Source organism: Proteiniborus sp. DW1 (assembly GCF_900095305.1).
Lineage (GTDB): Bacteria > Bacillota > Clostridia > Tissierellales > Proteiniboraceae > Proteiniborus.
Map to the genome: position 1 here is coordinate 23357 of NZ_FMDO01000034.1, position 17998 is coordinate 41354.

The window sequence follows — 17998 nt, forward strand, 5'->3', positions numbered from 1 at the left end:
ATTACAGCTATTTTTTGGAGTTATTATCTTATCTTTTAGGAGTAAAAGTATGATTAGAAAATTAAGAAGCTGTTCTGGACTTTCACTCATAGAGTTACTTTTTACCATTTCAATATTAGGAATCGTTATGATATCTATTGCTCCTCTAATGATAAATTCTAATAAAATAAACAGAAAATCAGAATCTTTATATAATGCAACACTACTAGCGCAAGGATATATGGAAAGCATAAAAGCCTCTGATTGTATCACAGTTGGACGAACCGTTGAAATCCATGATAATACTCAAGTGATAATTGATATTGAGAAAGTTGTCAAGTATGACCACTTTTATAAAGTTACTATTGAAGTTTTACAAGACCATGAGCTTATAGAAAGATTTGAAGGATATAAGATAATTATGCGGTAGGAGAGAGCTATTGTGAATAAACTTAAATACGACAGCAAAGGGTCCACACTTATCGTCTTATTACTTATAATATCAGTAATAGTTTTAATAGGAACTATGGTAATGTCTCTTGCTGTTTTTAATTTCAAAATGAAAAAAACAAATAGCTTAGTCAAGCAGAACTTTTACTTAGCGGAAGCTGGCATAGAAGAATCTCTTGTTATTGCTAAGGAGTTTGTAGCTAAAGCTTTTGATTATGCTGTATCTAAAGCTGAAGAGTTTAATGAAATAGATAACCAAATAAATAATAAAATTAATAATAGACTGTTTGCTATAGCCGACGAGATAACAGAAGATAGAAGAAACATTGTCTTTAGTAAAGCTTTTAAGAACTTTATAAAGGGTAATTGTACAGATATATATCCCAACCATAGCCTTATTTCAGTGTTAAAAAATAGCGAATCCTATGTAGTATATAATAATGGCTATCCTAAAATTAGTCCTAAGATAATCGAGGGAACAAATTTTTTCCAGATAGAAGTTAAATCTACTTACATGAATGGTTATATAAGGAGTGATATAACACTGAAGTACGAAATAAACATTCCAAACTATAGTGATATAATTCTAAATAATGAGCTAAAATCTGAAGATATCATTAGAATTATTGAATGGAAAAAGGAAAGGTAGATAGTGAATGTTATTTGATTATAGAATCTCGAATAGAGGGTTTACCCTTATAGAACTAATAATATCCTTAGCTTTAACAGGTATTATTCTATCAATTATTTTGTCGATTTTGATTTCTAATATATCTATGTTTCACATTAACGATAAAGATATAGAACTTCAGCAGCAGAGTCAATTTATTATAGGTTTTCTTGAAGACAAAATAATTGAGTCCATAGGAATTACTTATTTACAGGATGATAATGGTATTACTAAGCATGAAACTAATGAAAAAGTTAATTTAAAAAAGGTAATATTTAAAAACATACCTGAAGCTGATGATGAAGGATATATATTTCAATTAAGTAAGGATCCAAGTCATAACTATTATAATTTAAAATATGGGGAAGGATTATCAGGTGTTTCAACAGTTGAGGTAGGGAATTATATTGAAAAGATTGAAGTGGAACCGATTCACGTAGATAATATTTATACCGAAGCTAAGGGTTTAGCCTTAGAAATATTGTTTAACATTAATGGTAAAAAGAAAGCTTTTAGAACCCAGCTTTTTTTTAGAAACTACCATAGGAGGTAGTGATGAAAAGTAAAAAATTTGTTAAGGGAATGACTCTTATAGAGTTGATATTAGTTATTTCAATATTAGCTCTTTTAGTAGCAATTATTATGCCCAAAATAGAAAGAAGAGACTATTATTTGATGACAATCAGTAGGACTCTAAGGGACGATATAAGAAACATAAGATATATGAAAATGACTGAAGGTAAGTCTTATCTTATCTCCTTAGAAGGTACTCAGTATACAATTAAAGAAGGATATAAGGTCATAAAAAGGGTAAAATTAGAGAAGGATTTTAAAATGACGAGTAATTTCCCTAAAGGAGAGATTTACTTTACTTACAATGGATCTCCTAATTGTGGAGGAACCATAACAATATTTGATAACAAGAAAAATAAGTATTGTGAAATTACTATTGTACCTTCAACAGGAAGAATATTATTAAAAGACGAGTTTTTTTGAAGGATATAGTAAACTTAAGTAGAATTATATAACATAATAGAATATCTGAGGAGGAAGTAATTTGGAACTACATAACTATATGGAAGACGCGGTTAGTAAGAATATTGATAGAATATTAGATAGATACAAAAATGTATGTAAGTGCAATAAATGTAAATTGGATATTACAGCTATAGCACTGAATAATTTACCACCTCGCTATACAGTAACTGAGAAAGGTAAATTATTTACAAAAGTCAGAGAACTAGAACCACAATATGAGGTTGATATAATAAGGGAAATAACTAAAGCAATTAAGATAGTGTCAACACAACCACATCATGAATAAAAAAATAAATTATATAGAGAAAATATTGATAATGATATGATTTTTCTATTCAAAAATAGAGAATTGTGTTATTATAGTATAGAAAATATTTCTTTTCTAAATAAATACATAAAATTTATAATTAAGTCTATATAAGTGTTATAAAGAATGGCTTCTAGTTTAATAATAAATAATAGATACTGGATGCTGTATATATACGTTTTTAAGACTTAATATAATTAATTTTAAACATGAAGTAGGAGGTAAATTATGATTTCAGCAAATGATTTTAAAAAAGGTATTACATTTGAAATGGATGGAGATATTTATCAGATAGTTGACTTTCAGCATGTTAAGCCTGGTAAGGGTGCAGCTTTTGTTAGAGCAAAGATTAAAAATATAATAACAGGTGGCCAGAAGGAAACAACTTTTAACCCATCAGATAAATTCCCAAAGGCTCATATTGAAACAAAAGAAATGCAATATCTATATAATGACGGTGAGCTATATTATTTTATGGATACAGAGACTTTTGAACAGGTACCTTTTAATTATGACCAAGTTGAGAGTGCTATAAAGTATATTAAAGAAAACGATACAACCCTAGTAAGGTTTTATAAAGGAAATGCTTTTGATGTTCAAGCACCTAACTTCGTTGAATTATTGGTAACTCATACTGAACCTGGAGTAAAGGGAGATACTGCTACTGGAGCAACAAAGCCTGCAACAGTTGAAACTGGTGCAACAGTGCTAGTTCCATTATTTATTAATATCGGTGATAAAATTAAAATTGATACAAGAACAGATGAGTATTTATCACGAGTTTAGGCAACAATATGAGATAAGTAAATTTATATAGGGAGGGTTAGTTGTGGATTATTTATATGAAAGAGTTGCATATTTAAGAGGTTTAGCAGAGGGATTAGAAATTGAAGATAAGAGTAGAGAAGGAAAGCTTTTATTGCATATTATAGATGCATTAGAAGACTTTGCAGATGCAATTTCTGATTTAAATGAGGACCAAGAGGAATTAAACGAATATGTGGACTTTATTGATGAAGACCTAGCAGATGTAGAGGAAGAAGTTTTCGGAACTCTTGAAGATGATTTTGAAGATGATTTTGAAGATGACGATATTGACTACGTTGAAGCTGAATGTCCTTACTGTAATGAAGTTGTATATTTTGACTCAGAGTTAGTATCAGATGATGGTAAGGTAGAGTGCCCAAATTGTCAAAGATTAATATCCTGTGAATGTGATTGCGAATAACATTTTTACAAAAAAACCTAGTGTAAAGCACTAGGTTTTTTTATTTTTTAGCATATTATAAAAAGCTCGTCATAATTATATATAAAAGGAGGGACATGTTATATTTATGGAAGTAAATAATAATTTTATCAAATCAATACAACCTGACAAAATCAATGCCTACAAAGAAGTGCTAAATTTCATAGATCCAGAGTTGACAAGCACTCTTTCAAAGTTGCCTAAGAGTGTGGCTGAAAAGATAGAAGAAATAAGGCTTCGAAATGGAAAACCTCTTATGATAAGCCTTGGGAGCAAGGATTACTTTGTTACTCATAATGGTACTTTGGAAGCTGAGCCATATAACTGTATTACTATTGACAATAAACACATATCTAGGACCTTTCAACTTATTAGCAATTATTCAATATATTCCATTGAGGAAGAGCTGAGAAATGGATTTATTACAGTCAGAGGAGGGCATAGAGTTGGGATTACTGGCAAGGTTGTTTATGGACCTAATGGGGTTGAGTCTATAAGGGATGTCTCCTCATTAAACTTAAGAATAGCTAAGGAAATAATTGGAGTTTCAAATGATATTATGAGATATATAATTAGGAAACCAAACACCATATACAATACCCTTTTAGTATCTCCTCCCCAATGCGGCAAAACTACTTTGCTAAGAGATATTATAAGAAATATCAGCAATGGAATTCCTAGCATAAACTTTAGAGGACTAAAGGTAGGAGTTGTGGATGAAAGATCAGAGCTAGGAGGAAGCTATAAAGGCTGTCCACAAAATGACGTAGGAGTTAGAACAGATATTATTGATAGCTGTCGAAAGCATGAAGGTATAATGCTTTTATTAAGGTCTATGTCACCTAATGTAATAGCTACCGATGAAATAGGTGATGAAAAAGATATTAAAGCTATACATGAAGCCATTAAGGCTGGGGTAAAAATAATTTCAACTGTACATGGTGATGGCATAAGCGATATTTTAAGCAAACCAAAACTTAAAGTCATTATATCAGAGAAAGTTTTTGAAAGAATAATTATAATTGACAATGAAAATGGAGTGGGAAGTTTACAAGACATTCTTGACGGAAATAGCTTTAAGTCAGTTTTAAGGTAATATGGGAAAAGGGGAAACTATATGTTTATGATCAAAACATTAGCTTGTTTAATAATAATCTTGTCATCCACAACTTTGGGGTTTTCTTACAGTAAACTTTATAATGAAAGATTAAGCAATCTTATAAATTTTCAACACTGTATTCAGATTTTGGAAACTGAGATTATTTATGCTGCTAATCCCTTACCTGATGCATTAAAGGAAGTATACAATAAAGGGAACAAAAAAGTATCGTATATTTTTGATGAAATAAGAAATTATCTGCTTAACAATAAGAACTCAAATGTATATGATGGTTTTTTACATATAGCTTCAGAACTGAACGAGGGCCTTTGTTTTAAAGAACAGGATATAGAAATAATATTATCATTTGGTCGTAGTTTAGGAATATCTAATAGAACTGACCAAGAGAAATATTTTAAGGTTCTAGAAGTACAACTTAAAGCACAGCAAAGAGAAGCTGAGGAAGAAAAATTAAAAAATGGAAAGATGTACAAAAGTTTAGGCATTTTAATAGGTTTTGGTATAGTGCTAGCTCTATATTAGAAAGGAGATAGGTATGAATATAGATTTGATATTTAAGATAGCAGGAATTGGAATAGTAGTAGGCATACTTCATACAGTTTTAGAAAAAGTAGGGAAAGAAGAGTATGCTCATGCGGTTACATTAGCAGGAGTGGTGATAGTACTCACTATGGTATTGACTTTAATAAGCCAGCTTTTTGATAGTGTAAAAACTATTTTTCAATTGTACTAATGAGGGTGATATATATGGAAATCATTCAAATTGTTGGTATAGGGATTATTGCTACAATATTATCTGTTATTCTGAGACAACAAAAACCTGAATTTGCACTTCAAGTTAGTATAGTAACTGGACTAATAATCTTTATCTTCGTTATTGGTAAACTGAATTATGTGATAGAAGTATTAAATAATCTAGCTAAAAGAGTAGATATGGATTTACTGTACTTTACCACAATTCTTAAAGTTATTGGGGTAGCTTATATAGCAGAATTTGGAGCACAAATTGCTAGAGATGCAGGAGAGGGGGCAATTGCTGCAAAAGTAGAATTAGCTGGTAAAATCTTGATTATGGTTTTGGCAGTTCCTGTGCTTACTTCACTGTTAGATTTAATTATAAAAATAATACCATAAGGTGAGAACAAAATGATAAAGAAGATATGTGTACTAGTTTTAATGACAGTTATGATATTGTTTTTTTCTTCTAATGTATTTGCTGGAGATGGAGATACTTTAAGTCTAGATCAACTAATAGAAAAACAAATGGAAAGTCTTAAAATAGATGAATTAGAGCAGTTAGTTAGAGAAATTAACAATACAACTAAAGATGCATTGCCAGAAATTAATTTTAAGGAATTCATAGTTTCCCTAATAAAAGGTGAAAAAATTCTTGACGGTGGGAAACTATTAAATGGGATTTTAAAAATAATATTTAGTGAAGTAATAGCAAATTCTTCTCTTTTAGCCAAGCTTTTGATACTAGGTATAATATGTTCAATATTTACTAATATACAGAGTGCATTTGAAAGTGATGCAGTTGGAGAGGTAGCATTCTATGTCTGCTATTTAATACTAATATCCTTATCAATAAAGAGTTTTGTTATAGCAATGAACATAACGTGGAAGGCAATAAATGATATGGTAGCTTTGATGCAGGTTCTTTTACCTATTCTTTTGACTTTATTAGTTGCAGTGGGAGGAATAACAACTTCCTCGTTATTTAAGCCTGTAATTTTGGGTGTAGTAAGTATAGTAAGCACACTTATGAAAGATATAATCTTACCGCTAATTTTTTACTCTACAGTAGTAGGTATAATATGTAAAATATCTTCAAGGATAAAAATAACAAAAATTTCAAGTATCATTAGGCAGATTTCAATAGTTATCATAGGCGTTTCCCTTACTATTTTTATAGGGATTATCTCGATCCAGGGAACTATGACGGCCAAGGTAGATGGGGTGACGATAAGAACTGCTAAGTTTGCAGTAGATAAGTTTATTCCAATAGTGGGTAAGTTCCTTTCAGATGTTATGGAAACAGTCGTAGGCTGTTCTATGGTTTTGAAAAATGCTGTAGGCTCTATAGGTATGGTTTCTTTATTTTTTATTTGTATCATACCTATTATTAAAATTATATCTTTAATTTTTATATATAAAGTTGCAGGTGCTTTAGTAGAGCCTATTACAAACAGTAAAATAGTAGATAGTTTCAATGAAATAAGCAAATCTTTAATAATGCTTTTGGCGACTGTTACTTCTGTAGGTGTAATGTTCTTCATTGCAGTGACTATTATTATAGGTGCTGGAAATGCTACAGTAATGCTAAGGTAAAGGTGATAAGATGATTGAATTCGTGAAAAATTGGATCATAAATATTGTTGTAACTATTTTCTTTATTGCTTTTATAGAAATTTTATTACCTAATAGCAATATGAAAAAATACATTAATATGATACTTGGACTATTGATAATAATTGTTTTGATAAATCCAATCATAAAATTTATGAATAACGATATAAATATAGATAGAGAGGTGTTCTATAACCTTCAAAGCTATAATACTTTTAAAGTGGAAAGAGAGACAAAGTATATTGAAACTCAGAACCAGCAAATAATAGAAGTATATAAGGAAAAAATAGAAAGAGAAATATCAGAGTTTGTGAGAGATGATATAGATTATAGTGTATTAGATGTAAATGTATCTATAAATGAGGATATTGAAACTGAAGATTTTGGGAAAATTTTAGATATTAAAGTATACCTAGGAACAAAAAACAATAATAATCTAAATCAGAAGAGTATTAAAATAAATGAAATAGAAAGAATTACAATAAATGCAAATAAATCTAATCTCTATAAGAATGACACTGTTAATCCACCTGGGTTTGAAGAGATAGTTGATTCTATTTCATCTTATTACAAGGTTCCTAAAGAAAAGATAATAGTAATACTAAACGCTTAAAGTACTTTAAGGGGGATAAGTTATGCTTGAGAAATTAAAAGAATTTTTTGATCCAAAAAATCAGAAAAAAAATGCATCAAATTTAATTATTTTGCTATTTGCTGGTGCTATTGTTTTACTTTTATCAAATTATTTTTTAGGTGAAAAGAATAATAATAGTAATCTACCCACAAATGGAATTGATTATGGTCAAACCGAAAAGTACATAACGGATTCTACAGAAGAAGACTATGTTAATAACATGGAGAGAAAACTCGAAGAAATCTTGAAGAAAATAAGGGGAGTAGGAGAGGTTCATGTAATGATAACCTTTGATGATACCTCTGAAAAGATACCAGTATTTAATACTAGTCAAACCATAGAAAAGACAGATGAAAAAGATGCTCAAGGAGGAACTAGAGAGGTTACAAGAGAAGACCTTTCACAGCAAATAGTCGTTGGAAGCGGTGGAAGTTCATTAATGATAATGAAAGAGACAAAACCAAAAGTTAGAGGAGTAATTGTTGTTGCGGAAGGAGCTGAAAATATTGAAGTGAAAGAAAAGCTCTATTCAGCAGTTAAGACTGTACTAGGTATTTCAGGTAATAAGGTTGAGGTCTATTCTAGTAAATAGGGGGTAATTGTATGTATATTAAGAAAAAAAATGCCTTAATTATTGCTCTTGTATGTTTATTAGTGGTGGTAGGATATGTTAATCATGAGTTGACAAAACGCTCGCTTAGAGAGACATCAAGTGATTACCAACAACATGAGGAAAATCAACTTATGGAGATAAGTAAAATTATAGATGACTATGATAATGATGAAATATCTAATGAAGATTCAGAAACTGAGGGAGATATAGAAATAGTTGATAGTAGAAGTGATGAAATAAGCGATTTAAAGAAAGATACAGATGATAATATAGAAAGCGTAATTACCAAGGAAGAAAGCTTTAGCAGTAGCAATTATTTTATCGAACATAGGCTATCACGTGATAAATTAAGAGCTTCATTAATCGATAGATTGAATGAAATTATTAATAATGATAACACTAATGAAGAAACCAGAGAAAAGGCGCAAGATGAAATAATAGCTTTAGGACAAGTCGCAGAGTTAGAATTAAGCCTTGAAGGATTAATAAAAGCAAAAGGATTTGAAGATGCACTGGTATTTTTAGGCGATAACAGTGCAAGAATAGTTGTATCAACTAACGAATTAACTGAACAAGATGTGGTGAAAATATTAGAGATAGTAAAAAGTGAAACAGATATAGAAGCAGGAAATATAAAAATCATGAAAAAGTTCTAGTAATGTTTGTAAATGGCATCTCCTTTTGATATAATATAAACGTAAGCTTTTAAGTAAAGCAGGAGGTGAAATATATGTCAAATAACTTAGAAAATAATGATGAGATAGTAGATGATTATGGTCAAATTAAAATATCTGATGAAGTAGTTGGCATTATAGCAAGCCTAGCAGCAACTGAAATCAAAGGCGTGGCAGGTATGAGCGGTGGTATTACTGGTGGAATATCTGAAATGTTAGGAAGAAAAAACTTCTCAAAAGGAGTTAAAGTTGAAGTTAAAGAAAAAGAAGTTTCTATTAGTTTATACATAATAGTAGAATATGGTGCAAAAATACCAGAAGTAGCATGGGAAGTGCAAGAAAGTGTTAAAAACACTGTTGAAACAATGACAGGTTTAAATGTAGTTGAGGTTAATATAAATATTCAAGGTGTGAATATTGAAAAAGAGCATAAGGAAGAATAACAAATATAGTTAATTTTAAATATGAGCCCTCTGAATTTTCAGAGGGTTAACTTAACTTAAAGCTAAAGGAGGTTAGTTATGGGAAGAAAGCTAGCTAGGGAATCAGCAATGAAGTTATTGTTTCAAATGCAGATAAACAATGATTTTTCTTCTGAGGCTGTAGATTTTTTTCTTAATAATAATGAGTTTTCTGATGATGAAAAGGAATATATCCAAAACACAGTCAATAGTATAACTGAGAATATTGAGTTGATAGATGGCAAAATAGAGCAATATGCATTAGGATGGAAAATCAATAGATTACCAAGGGTAGACTTGGCTATTCTTAGAATTGCAATTTATGAAATATTATTTAGAGATGATATTCCAGTTGAGGTGTCTATAAATGAAGCTATAGATATTAGTAAAAAATATAGTACTAGTGAATCTAGTAAATTCATAAACGGACTTCTAGGTTCTATTGCAAGAGATGGGAATGATGTAAATGACTAACTACCATATGGGGATAGACACCAGTGCCTACACTACATCTATTGCTATAGTCGATGAGACTCATAATGTAATATTTGATGATAGAAAGCTTCTACAAGTAAAGCAGGGAGATAGGGGATTAAGACAACAGGAAGCGGTCTTTCAGCATTTGAACAATATTCCAAGAATGATTGATACTTTGTCTCATAAAATAGATTTAACTAAAGTCAAAACTGTGTCAGCCAGTGTTAAACCTAGGAATTTAAAAGAGTCATATATGCCTGTTTTTAAAGTTGCTCAAGGACAGGCTTTTGTTGTATCTAGAATTCTTAATACTGAGTATAAAGAATTTAGTCATCAGGATGGGCATATAGCAGCAGGTATATTAGGAAGCAATTTGAAGCACAAAAGGACTTTATTGGCTTTTCATATTTCAGGTGGCACCTCAGAGCTTCTTTTAGTAAAAGATAATAAAAAAAATTATGATATAGAGCTCATTGGAGGAACTAAGGATATTAGTGCAGGTCAGCTAATTGATAGAATTGGAGTAAGGTTAGGATTTACATTTCCTTCTGGAAAAGAGTTGGATATGCTTTCCCAAAAGGGAAATATCATAAGTAAAAATATACCTATCAACACACATGATACTTGGATTAATTTCTCCGGTGCAGAAACCTTTTTTTATAGATTAATTGATGGAAACATATGCCCTAAGGAAGATATATCAAACAGTGTATTCTATTGTATTGCCTGTGCATTAACAAATGTTGTTATAGAAGCTATTAAAGTGTATGATATAGATGATATCCTAATTATTGGTGGAGTAGCAGCTAATACTTTAATAAGAGAGATTTTAAATGAGAGAATTCATGAATCTGGGATAGGAAAAGTATATTTTCCAACACCAGATTATTGTACTGATAATGCAATAGGTACTGCTTTTCTTGGAGCAACTAAAAGTGGAGAAAAATCTTTTGGGGGATTGTAAGATGGAATTAAAGCCATTTAAAGTAAGTGAGATAACTCAGTATATTAAGAGAATACTAATGGGAGATCCTTTACTATATGATGTTGGTGTAGAAGGTGAGATTTCTAATTTTAAGCTTCATTATAATGGTAATATGTACTTTACTCTTAAGGATGATAAAAGTAAGATAAGATGTGTGTTATTCAATAATAATATAGATGATAGCATAAGCATACTTGAAGACGGAATGCATGTTATAGTAAATGGATATATTTCATTGTATGAAAGAGATGGTTCGTATCAATTATATGTAAGAAATATTAAGAGAAAGGGCATAGGTGAGCTTTTTGAAGCCTTTGAAAAATTAAAAAGGAAATTAGAAGCTGAAGGCCTATTTGATACAAGAAATAAAAAAACTATAAATTTTATTCCAAAAAAAATTGGTGTAGCCACTTCATCAACTGGTGCTGCAATAAAAGACATTATTTCAGTCGTGAAAAGAAGAATGCCATGTACAGAAATAATAATATATCCCATACTAGTTCAAGGAGAACAGGCACCTACTGATATATGTCGAGCTGTAAAATATTTTAATACAAGAGCTGATATAGATTTAATTATCATAGGTAGAGGCGGGGGTAGTATAGAAGAACTATGGGCTTTTAATGATGAAAGGGTGGCAAGAGCTATTTACGATTCAAGATTACCAATAATATCAGCAGTAGGACATGAAACTGATTTCACAATTGCAGATTTTGTAGCTGACTTAAGAGCACCTACTCCTTCTGCAGCTGGCGAGATTGCGGTTCCTCAAATTGATGATCTAAATTATAGATTAAGCTCTAATTTGATAGCATTAATTAATATTTTTAACCAATCCATAAGAATGAAAAAAAACAAGCTTGTACATACCTATGATAAGCTTTTATTAAATAGTCCTTCTAATGTACTAAACAATAATAGACAAAGACTTGATATATTATTAAGAGATTTAATTAAAGCAATGAATCAAAGTAATAGTGAAAACAAAAATAAGTTAAATCTATTTGGAAACAAGTTAGATTCATTAAGTCCTCTTGCTGTTTTAAAAAGAGGTTATTCTATAGCAACAGATAAAAATCGGAAGGTTGTAAAGTCAATTGAACAAACTTATATTAATGATGTGTTAAATTTAACTCTTAGTGATGGAAGTTTAGAAGTAAGGGTTACTAAGAATCAACGTGAGGGAAGGTGATTTCATGGCTAGAAAAAAACATAATTTATCTTTTGAAGAAGCTATGACTCAGTTAGAGAATATTTTATCTTTATTAGAGGATGGTGAACTAAGTTTAGATGATTCTCTAGCCCAGTTTAGTAAAGGAGTTGAATTGTATAAATATTGCTATGATTTATTGAATAATGTAGAAGGAAAGGTTAAAATAATTCTAGATGATGGCAATAATGATATTAAGGAAGCTGAGTTTAACTCAAATACTTAGGAGGACTATATGAATATAATTGAGGAACTAGCCAAATATAAAAACATTATTGATTTAGAATTGGAAAAGACTATTCCCAATAGTGATCTAATGCAGAAAAAGATTTTTGAAGCCATGAGGTATAGTATATTTGCTGGAGGAAAAAGATTAAGACCTATTTTAACATTAAAAACATGTGAGATGATATCTGGGAGTTACGAAGAGGTCATGAAAATAGCCTTGGGAGTTGAGATGATACATACATATTCTCTAATACATGATGATTTGCCTGCAATAGATAATGACGATTTTCGTAGGGGTAAACCTACTAATCATAAAGTTTTTGGTGAAGATATTGCAATTCTAGCCGGAGATGGCTTACTGAATTTAGCTTATGAAACTATGTTAGATGGGATTCCTTTATATGAGAATAATTATGAAAGATATATATTAGCTATTAAGGAGATAAGTAAGTCGGCAGGTGTCTTTGGCATGATTGGAGGACAAACAGTTGATATTCAGTTAAAGGACCATATTGCTGAAAAGAAAAAACTTGATTTTATACATAAGAATAAAACATCTGCATTAATTGAGGCTTCCATAGTATCAGGAGCCTTAGTAGCTGGTGCTAATCAAGAACAAATAAAACATCTTAAAACCTATGGACAGGCAATAGGTCTATGCTTCCAGATAAGGGATGATGTACTAGACAAGATTGGTGATGAGAAGTTGTTAGGCAAGAAAATTGGTAGTGATGAAACTAATCATAAGCTTACATATTTGAGCCTGTATGGTATTGATAAATCCATTAGTGAAATTCAAAGACTTAATATCAAAGCAATAGAGGCTTTATCTATTTTTAACGAAAAAGAGTCCCTGTTTTTCATTGAATTAGCAAATCATTTAGCTTATAGAAAATGTTAGTGATTAGTATACTGTTAAAAGAATATTATCATTACAATTAAGGAAATAATGAAGGCTCCGGATATTGGGGAATTTGAAAATAGATTAAACCTATGCTATAATTATTTTGCTTAGGAGTGGTGCAGTATTCTAGTCAGTACAGCTAATTTTGAAGGCGGGGCTAAAAATCCGTCAAAGGGCATATCGATGAAGTTCCTGGTTTCGGCTTCTGACGCCCAGTCGGGGGTCGTTTCTGGGAGTAAGGGGGATGGGGCGATCTGCAATGGCATGCAGGCGTTGACCCTACCCCCGTGGAGACTTGGACAACAAATGTTGAACAAGATTAACCTGCATTGTGGTGCAAGCTACTTGCAGCGTAGCCTGCCTTGAGTGAAATAGGAGGAACATGGTTGTGGTTCTAGCTCCTATGGGCCCATGGGAAATAGGCTTTGTCGTGGAAACCTATTTTGCAAAAGAGGCTAGAAATTAGTATGGCTGTTGAGGAAATCTCCTAGACTGTTCTCTGTGAGAGGTATATTCGGGATTACAGTGCGGACTAAGTGGTAATCTAGCCCTATTTTTGGCGACATTATAGAGATGAGATTGAAGGGAAACCGCTGGACTGGCGACAGACAGTTCTTATCTGGGAAATCCTGCTAGACCTTAAGCCGTAAAATTTACTTAATATATCACCACTCAAATGCTGATAGCTAAGCTATCAGCTTTATTTCTATACATATATACTTTAAGGCGTAAAATTTTTGGAGGTAAGAACTTGTTGAATAGGAATAGAGAAAATAATATTAAGAATAGCAATATGAGATGGGTACTAATTATAACTATATGGACTTTTATTTTGGCCACAAGTGTTAGTATTATATCAGAAAGCATACTAAGAAACTTCAACATTGCTATGGCATTTATAAGCTTAATAATAGTTGTTATTATAGGTGTGTTTTTTGATATAATAGGAATAGCTGTAACCGCCTCAGATGAAAAAAATTTCCACTCAATGGCTGCTAATAGAATTAAAGAAGCAAAATATGCAGTAAGACTTGTTAAAAATGCTGGTAGAGTATCTAACTTTTGTAACGATGTAATAGGTGATATATGTGGAATAATAAGTGGGGCTGCAGGTACAATAATTGTTATGAAGATAGTAAGTCAGTATGGATTTACAAGAATAACTTTAATTAGTGTTATAATGTCAGGGATCATAGCTTCTTTAACTGTTGGAGGAAAAGCTATAGGAAAAGAAATTGCTATATCTAAATCAGATAGAATAATATTTATTACAGCGAAAATAATCATGATACTAGATATGAAATTTAAGATAGATGTGTTATCAAGTTCAAAAAAAATTAAGAATAGATGAAAGTAGGTAGGGCATATTGAGTGGTATTCTTTCACGATATAATGATTTAAGAGATTTAAAGAAAATGAGTGATGAGGAGTTGCTTCTATTAGCTAAGGACATAAGAAAAACAATAATAGATGTCGTCTCTAAAAATGGAGGACATTTGGCTTCAAACCTTGGAGTAGTGGAACTAACCATTGCTTTACATAAGGTTTTCAACAGTGATATGGATAAGATTATTTGGGATGTTGGGCACCAAGCTTATACACATAAAATACTTACTGGAAGAAAAGATGTATTTCATACTATAAGGAAATATAAAGGAATTAGTGGATTTCCAAAAAGAAAAGAAAGTTCTCATGATATATTCGAAGTAGGTCATAGTTCTACTTCTATTTCTGCAGGTCTAGGATATGCATTAGCGAGAGATATTAAGAACGAGGAATACAATGTAGTAAGTGTCATTGGAGATGGAGCTATGACTGCTGGAATGGCATTTGAGGCTTTAAATCATGCTGGAGATACAGGTACTAGACTGATAGTTGTATTAAATGATAATGAAATGTCTATTTCTCAAAATGTTGGAGGCTTATCACAATATCTAAATAAAATTAGAACAGCTCCTACTTATTATAAAGTAAAAGAAGATGTTGAAGCGATTTTAAATAATATACCTGGAATAGGGAAGCAAGTATTCAAGACAGCCGAAAGGGCCAAAGATAGTGTTAAGTATTTTTTTGTTCCTGGAATGTTCTTTGAAGATCTTGGGTTTAAGTATTTGGGACCCATTGATGGACATAATATAAATGACATGGTTAGAGAGTTAGAGAGAGCTAAAAAGATTGATGGTCCAGTTTTAGTACATGTTATTACTAAAAAGGGGAAAGGATATAAACCTGCAGAACTTAATCCTGATAAGTTTCATGGCTCATCACCATTTGAAATTAGTACAGGGATGTCTCTAGAACAACCACAAAACCCTACATTTTCAGATGTTTTAGGAGACACATTAATTAATCTAGCAGATAAAGATGATAGAGTGGTAGCCATTACTGCTGCTATGCCAGAAGGAACAGGTTTGGGCAAGTATAGGAAAAAACATAAGAGTAGATTTTTTGATGTAGGTATTGCAGAACAGCATGGAGTAACCTTAGCAGCCGGATTAGCCTCGAATAACATGAAGCCTTATTTCGTAGTTTATTCCTCTTTTCTACAGAGAGGGTATGATCAAGTACTCCATGATGTTTGTATACAAAATCTACCTGTAGTCTTTGCTATAGATAGAGCAGGACTAGTTGGAAGTGATGGAGAAACCCATCATGGAGCTTTTGACCTGTCATATTTATCACATATTCCTAATATGACAATCATGGCACCTAGAGATAAAACTGAGTTTATTCAAATGCTTGAATTTAGTAAAGACTACAATGGTCCATTAGCCATAAGATATCCTAGGGGAGAATGTTATGATATTTTAGATAGGATTAAAAGAACAGGGATAGAATTAGGGAAAGCAGAGGTATTATCATGGGGCAAAGATATAGCTATTTTAGCTATAGGTAAGATGGTAAAAACAGGCTATGAGGTAGCTGAAGAGTTAAACAAAAAAGGGAATAGTATTACATTAATAAATGGCAGATTTATAAAACCATTAGACGAGGAACTAATAAAGGAAGTCGCACAGAACCATTCGCTTATTATAACCCTAGAAGATAATGTAAAAACTGGAGGGTATGGTAGTTGTGTAAATGATTTGTTAATAGAAAACAGCTATAAAGGTCAAATTATGAATATTGCTTTACCTGATGTGTTCATAGAGCATGGAAGTATAGACCAACTATTTAAGCAATACCATATGGATACAACTGGCATATTAGACAGCATATATAAAAAAAATTTATGATTTTAGGAGCGGTTTGATGAAAATAGAAAAGGAAAGAATAGATGTATTACTTGCTGATAATCAAATTGTTGATAGTAGGGAAAAAGCAAAGAAATATATTATGGCAGGGTTAGTATATGTAGATGACGAGAGAATTGACAAACCAGGGACAAAGGTGCCTATAGATAGTAATATTATTGTTAAAGGGAACCCTATTCCTTATGTAAGTAGGGGAGGACTTAAGCTTGAAAAGGCAATTAATACATTTTCTATGCAAGTTAAAGATAAAATAGCACTAGATATTGGTGCATCAACAGGTGGCTTTACTGATTGTATGTTACAAAATGGAGTAAAGAAGGTATATGCCATAGATGTAGGCTATGGACAGTTAGATTGGAAGCTGCGAAATGATAGCAGAGTGATAGTGATGGACAGAACAAATATTAGATACTTAGAAAAGGAGGATATTGGAGAACTCGCAAGCTTAGTTAGTATTGACGTGTCTTTCATTTCTCTAAAGCTCGTGTTACCTAAAGTGGTAGAGTTAACTACAGAGGATGTAGATATAATAGCACTAATAAAACCACAGTTTGAGGCTGGTAGAGACAAAGTGGGAAAAAAAGGAGTAGTAAGAGATATTAAAGTTCATAAGGAAGTAATCAGAGAAATCTATAGCTTTTGCTTATCTATTGGACTTAATTTTGCAGCTTTAACTTATTCACCAGTAAAAGGTGCTGAAGGAAATAGAGAATACTTAGTGCATTTAGTTAAAAACAAAGTTGATGAATTTGACATTGAAAAACAAATAGAAAATGTAGTCAATGAATCTCATGATGAATTGTAGTATTTTTCATCATGATTTCTGTCTATTTTTTTGTTTTTTCATTTGATATAATATCTTTTAGGGGATTGCGGAGAATCAATTATAAACTATGAAGCAAATATAATTGAAATTTAGCTATAAGAAAAGGGGATAGTCATAATGAAGAAATATGCTAGACAATCAAAAATATTGGAGCTTATAGAAAACAATGAAATCGAGACTCAAGAAGAGTTAGCGGATTGTCTGAAAAAATTAGGAATTGATGTAACACAGGCTACTGTCTCAAGAGATATTAGAGAGTTAAGGCTTGTAAAAGTATTAGCCAAAAGTGGTAAATATAAATATGCTGCAATGGGACAAAATGTTGAAGGAACTACTGATAGACTTATTAAGATATTTAGAAATTCCATAGTATCGGTTGAAATTGCAGGGCATTTATTAGTTATTAAAACATTGCCAGGGGCTGCTCAGATATCTGGCTCAGCCATAGATTCTTTAGGAATAGAAGAGATAGTAGGCACCATAGCTGGGGATGATACTATATTTATTGCTGTTAGTGATGTAGATAAGGTAGTTGAGATACGAGAAATGTTCTTAAAACTACTTAATTGACTA

25 protein-coding genes are annotated in these 17998 nt (G+C 31.4%); all 25 read left to right on the forward strand.

Translation table 11 applies throughout. From position 1 onward, the window contains the following. Window positions 1-49: 49 nt before the first annotated feature. The 25 genes from DW1_RS08570 to DW1_RS08695 all read left to right on the forward strand — a co-directional run bounded on the left by DW1_RS08570 (window position 50) and on the right by DW1_RS08695 (window position 17995). Window positions 50-409: a type IV pilus modification PilV family protein gene (locus tag DW1_RS08570; RefSeq protein ID WP_074350208.1), complete on the forward strand. Its 360-nt coding sequence runs from the start codon at window positions 50-52 to the stop codon at window positions 407-409. Between the two features lie 12 nt (window positions 410-421). Beyond that, window positions 422-1078: a pilus assembly PilX N-terminal domain-containing protein gene (locus tag DW1_RS08575; RefSeq protein ID WP_074350209.1), complete on the forward strand. Its 657-nt coding sequence runs from the start codon at window positions 422-424 to the stop codon at window positions 1076-1078. A gap of 7 nt (window positions 1079-1085) precedes the next feature. Beyond that, window positions 1086-1652, forward strand: coding sequence for a prepilin-type N-terminal cleavage/methylation domain-containing protein (locus tag DW1_RS08580; protein WP_074350210.1), 567 nt, complete (start codon window positions 1086-1088; stop codon window positions 1650-1652). Between the two features lie 2 nt (window positions 1653-1654). Continuing rightward, window positions 1655-2095 carry a pilus assembly FimT family protein gene (locus DW1_RS08585; protein WP_074350211.1) on the forward strand — a complete coding sequence of 147 codons (441 nt, stop codon included), beginning with the start codon at window positions 1655-1657 and terminating at the stop codon, window positions 2093-2095. Window positions 2096-2156: 61 nt separating this feature from the next. Beyond that, window positions 2157-2423, forward strand: a complete 267-nt coding sequence (locus tag DW1_RS08590) for a late competence development ComFB family protein (protein WP_074350212.1) — start codon at window positions 2157-2159, stop codon at window positions 2421-2423. Window positions 2424-2672: 249 nt separating this feature from the next. Then, a complete protein-coding gene (gene efp / locus DW1_RS08595) occupies window positions 2673-3230 on the forward strand; it encodes an elongation factor P (protein ID WP_074350213.1) in 558 nt (185 codons plus the stop codon). Between the two features lie 43 nt (window positions 3231-3273). Further along, window positions 3274-3672, forward strand: a complete 399-nt coding sequence (locus tag DW1_RS08600) for a CD1247 N-terminal domain-containing protein (RefSeq protein ID WP_074350214.1) — start codon at window positions 3274-3276, stop codon at window positions 3670-3672. 106 nt (window positions 3673-3778) lie between these two features. Continuing rightward, on the forward strand, window positions 3779-4786 hold the full coding sequence (spoIIIAA, locus tag DW1_RS08605; RefSeq protein ID WP_074350215.1) for a stage III sporulation protein AA: 1008 nt from the start codon (window positions 3779-3781) through the stop codon (window positions 4784-4786). 21 nt (window positions 4787-4807) lie between these two features. Beyond that, complete coding sequence (locus DW1_RS08610; RefSeq protein ID WP_074350216.1) at window positions 4808-5332, forward strand: stage III sporulation protein AB; 525 nt, start codon at window positions 4808-4810, stop codon at window positions 5330-5332. 13 nt (window positions 5333-5345) lie between these two features. After that, complete coding sequence (gene spoIIIAC / locus DW1_RS08615) at window positions 5346-5543, forward strand: stage III sporulation protein AC (protein WP_074350217.1); 198 nt, start codon at window positions 5346-5348, stop codon at window positions 5541-5543. 14 nt (window positions 5544-5557) lie between these two features. Next, window positions 5558-5944, forward strand: coding sequence for a stage III sporulation protein AD (gene spoIIIAD / locus DW1_RS08620; protein WP_074350218.1), 387 nt, complete (start codon window positions 5558-5560; stop codon window positions 5942-5944). Window positions 5945-5956: 12 nt separating this feature from the next. Beyond that, window positions 5957-7141 (forward strand): stage III sporulation protein AE, encoded by a 1185-nt coding sequence (gene spoIIIAE, locus DW1_RS08625; RefSeq protein WP_074350219.1) that lies wholly within the window; start codon window positions 5957-5959, stop codon window positions 7139-7141. A gap of 22 nt (window positions 7142-7163) precedes the next feature. Further along, window positions 7164-7772, forward strand: coding sequence for a stage III sporulation protein AF (gene spoIIIAF, locus DW1_RS08630; RefSeq protein WP_159433575.1), 609 nt, complete (start codon window positions 7164-7166; stop codon window positions 7770-7772). A gap of 22 nt (window positions 7773-7794) precedes the next feature. Beyond that, entirely contained in the window at window positions 7795-8385 is a 591-nt protein-coding gene (gene spoIIIAG, locus DW1_RS08635) for a stage III sporulation protein AG (protein ID WP_074350221.1), read from the forward strand. An 11-nt stretch (window positions 8386-8396) separates the two neighbouring features. Beyond that, window positions 8397-9062, forward strand: a complete 666-nt coding sequence (locus DW1_RS08640) for a SpoIIIAH-like family protein (protein WP_074350222.1) — start codon at window positions 8397-8399, stop codon at window positions 9060-9062. A gap of 74 nt (window positions 9063-9136) precedes the next feature. Further along, entirely contained in the window at window positions 9137-9523 is a 387-nt protein-coding gene (locus tag DW1_RS08645) for an Asp23/Gls24 family envelope stress response protein (protein WP_074350223.1), read from the forward strand. Between the two features lie 78 nt (window positions 9524-9601). Then, a complete protein-coding gene (gene nusB / locus DW1_RS08650) occupies window positions 9602-10015 on the forward strand; it encodes a transcription antitermination factor NusB (protein ID WP_074350224.1) in 414 nt (137 codons plus the stop codon). After that, a complete protein-coding gene (locus tag DW1_RS08655; protein ID WP_074350225.1) occupies window positions 10008-10982 on the forward strand; it encodes a tRNA (adenosine(37)-N6)-threonylcarbamoyltransferase complex transferase subunit TsaD in 975 nt (324 codons plus the stop codon). The genes nusB and DW1_RS08655 overlap by 8 nt, the downstream gene beginning before the upstream one ends. 1 nt (window position 10983) lies before the next feature. Further along, a complete protein-coding gene (xseA, locus tag DW1_RS08660) occupies window positions 10984-12195 on the forward strand; it encodes an exodeoxyribonuclease VII large subunit (RefSeq protein WP_074350226.1) in 1212 nt (403 codons plus the stop codon). Between the two features lie 4 nt (window positions 12196-12199). After that, entirely contained in the window at window positions 12200-12439 is a 240-nt protein-coding gene (xseB, locus tag DW1_RS08665) for an exodeoxyribonuclease VII small subunit (protein WP_074350227.1), read from the forward strand. Window positions 12440-12448: 9 nt separating this feature from the next. Further along, a complete protein-coding gene (locus DW1_RS08670) occupies window positions 12449-13342 on the forward strand; it encodes a polyprenyl synthetase family protein (RefSeq protein ID WP_074350228.1) in 894 nt (297 codons plus the stop codon). Between the two features lie 754 nt (window positions 13343-14096). Next, window positions 14097-14696, forward strand: coding sequence for a hypothetical protein (locus DW1_RS08680; RefSeq protein ID WP_242942461.1), 600 nt, complete (start codon window positions 14097-14099; stop codon window positions 14694-14696). Window positions 14697-14712: 16 nt separating this feature from the next. After that, window positions 14713-16581, forward strand: coding sequence for a 1-deoxy-D-xylulose-5-phosphate synthase (dxs, locus tag DW1_RS08685; RefSeq protein ID WP_347499711.1), 1869 nt, complete (start codon window positions 14713-14715; stop codon window positions 16579-16581). A gap of 16 nt (window positions 16582-16597) precedes the next feature. Further along, entirely contained in the window at window positions 16598-17404 is an 807-nt protein-coding gene (locus tag DW1_RS08690; protein ID WP_074350229.1) for a TlyA family RNA methyltransferase, read from the forward strand. Between the two features lie 138 nt (window positions 17405-17542). Next, a complete protein-coding gene (locus DW1_RS08695) occupies window positions 17543-17995 on the forward strand; it encodes an arginine repressor (protein ID WP_074350230.1) in 453 nt (150 codons plus the stop codon). The last annotated feature ends 3 nt before the right edge of the window (window positions 17996-17998 follow it).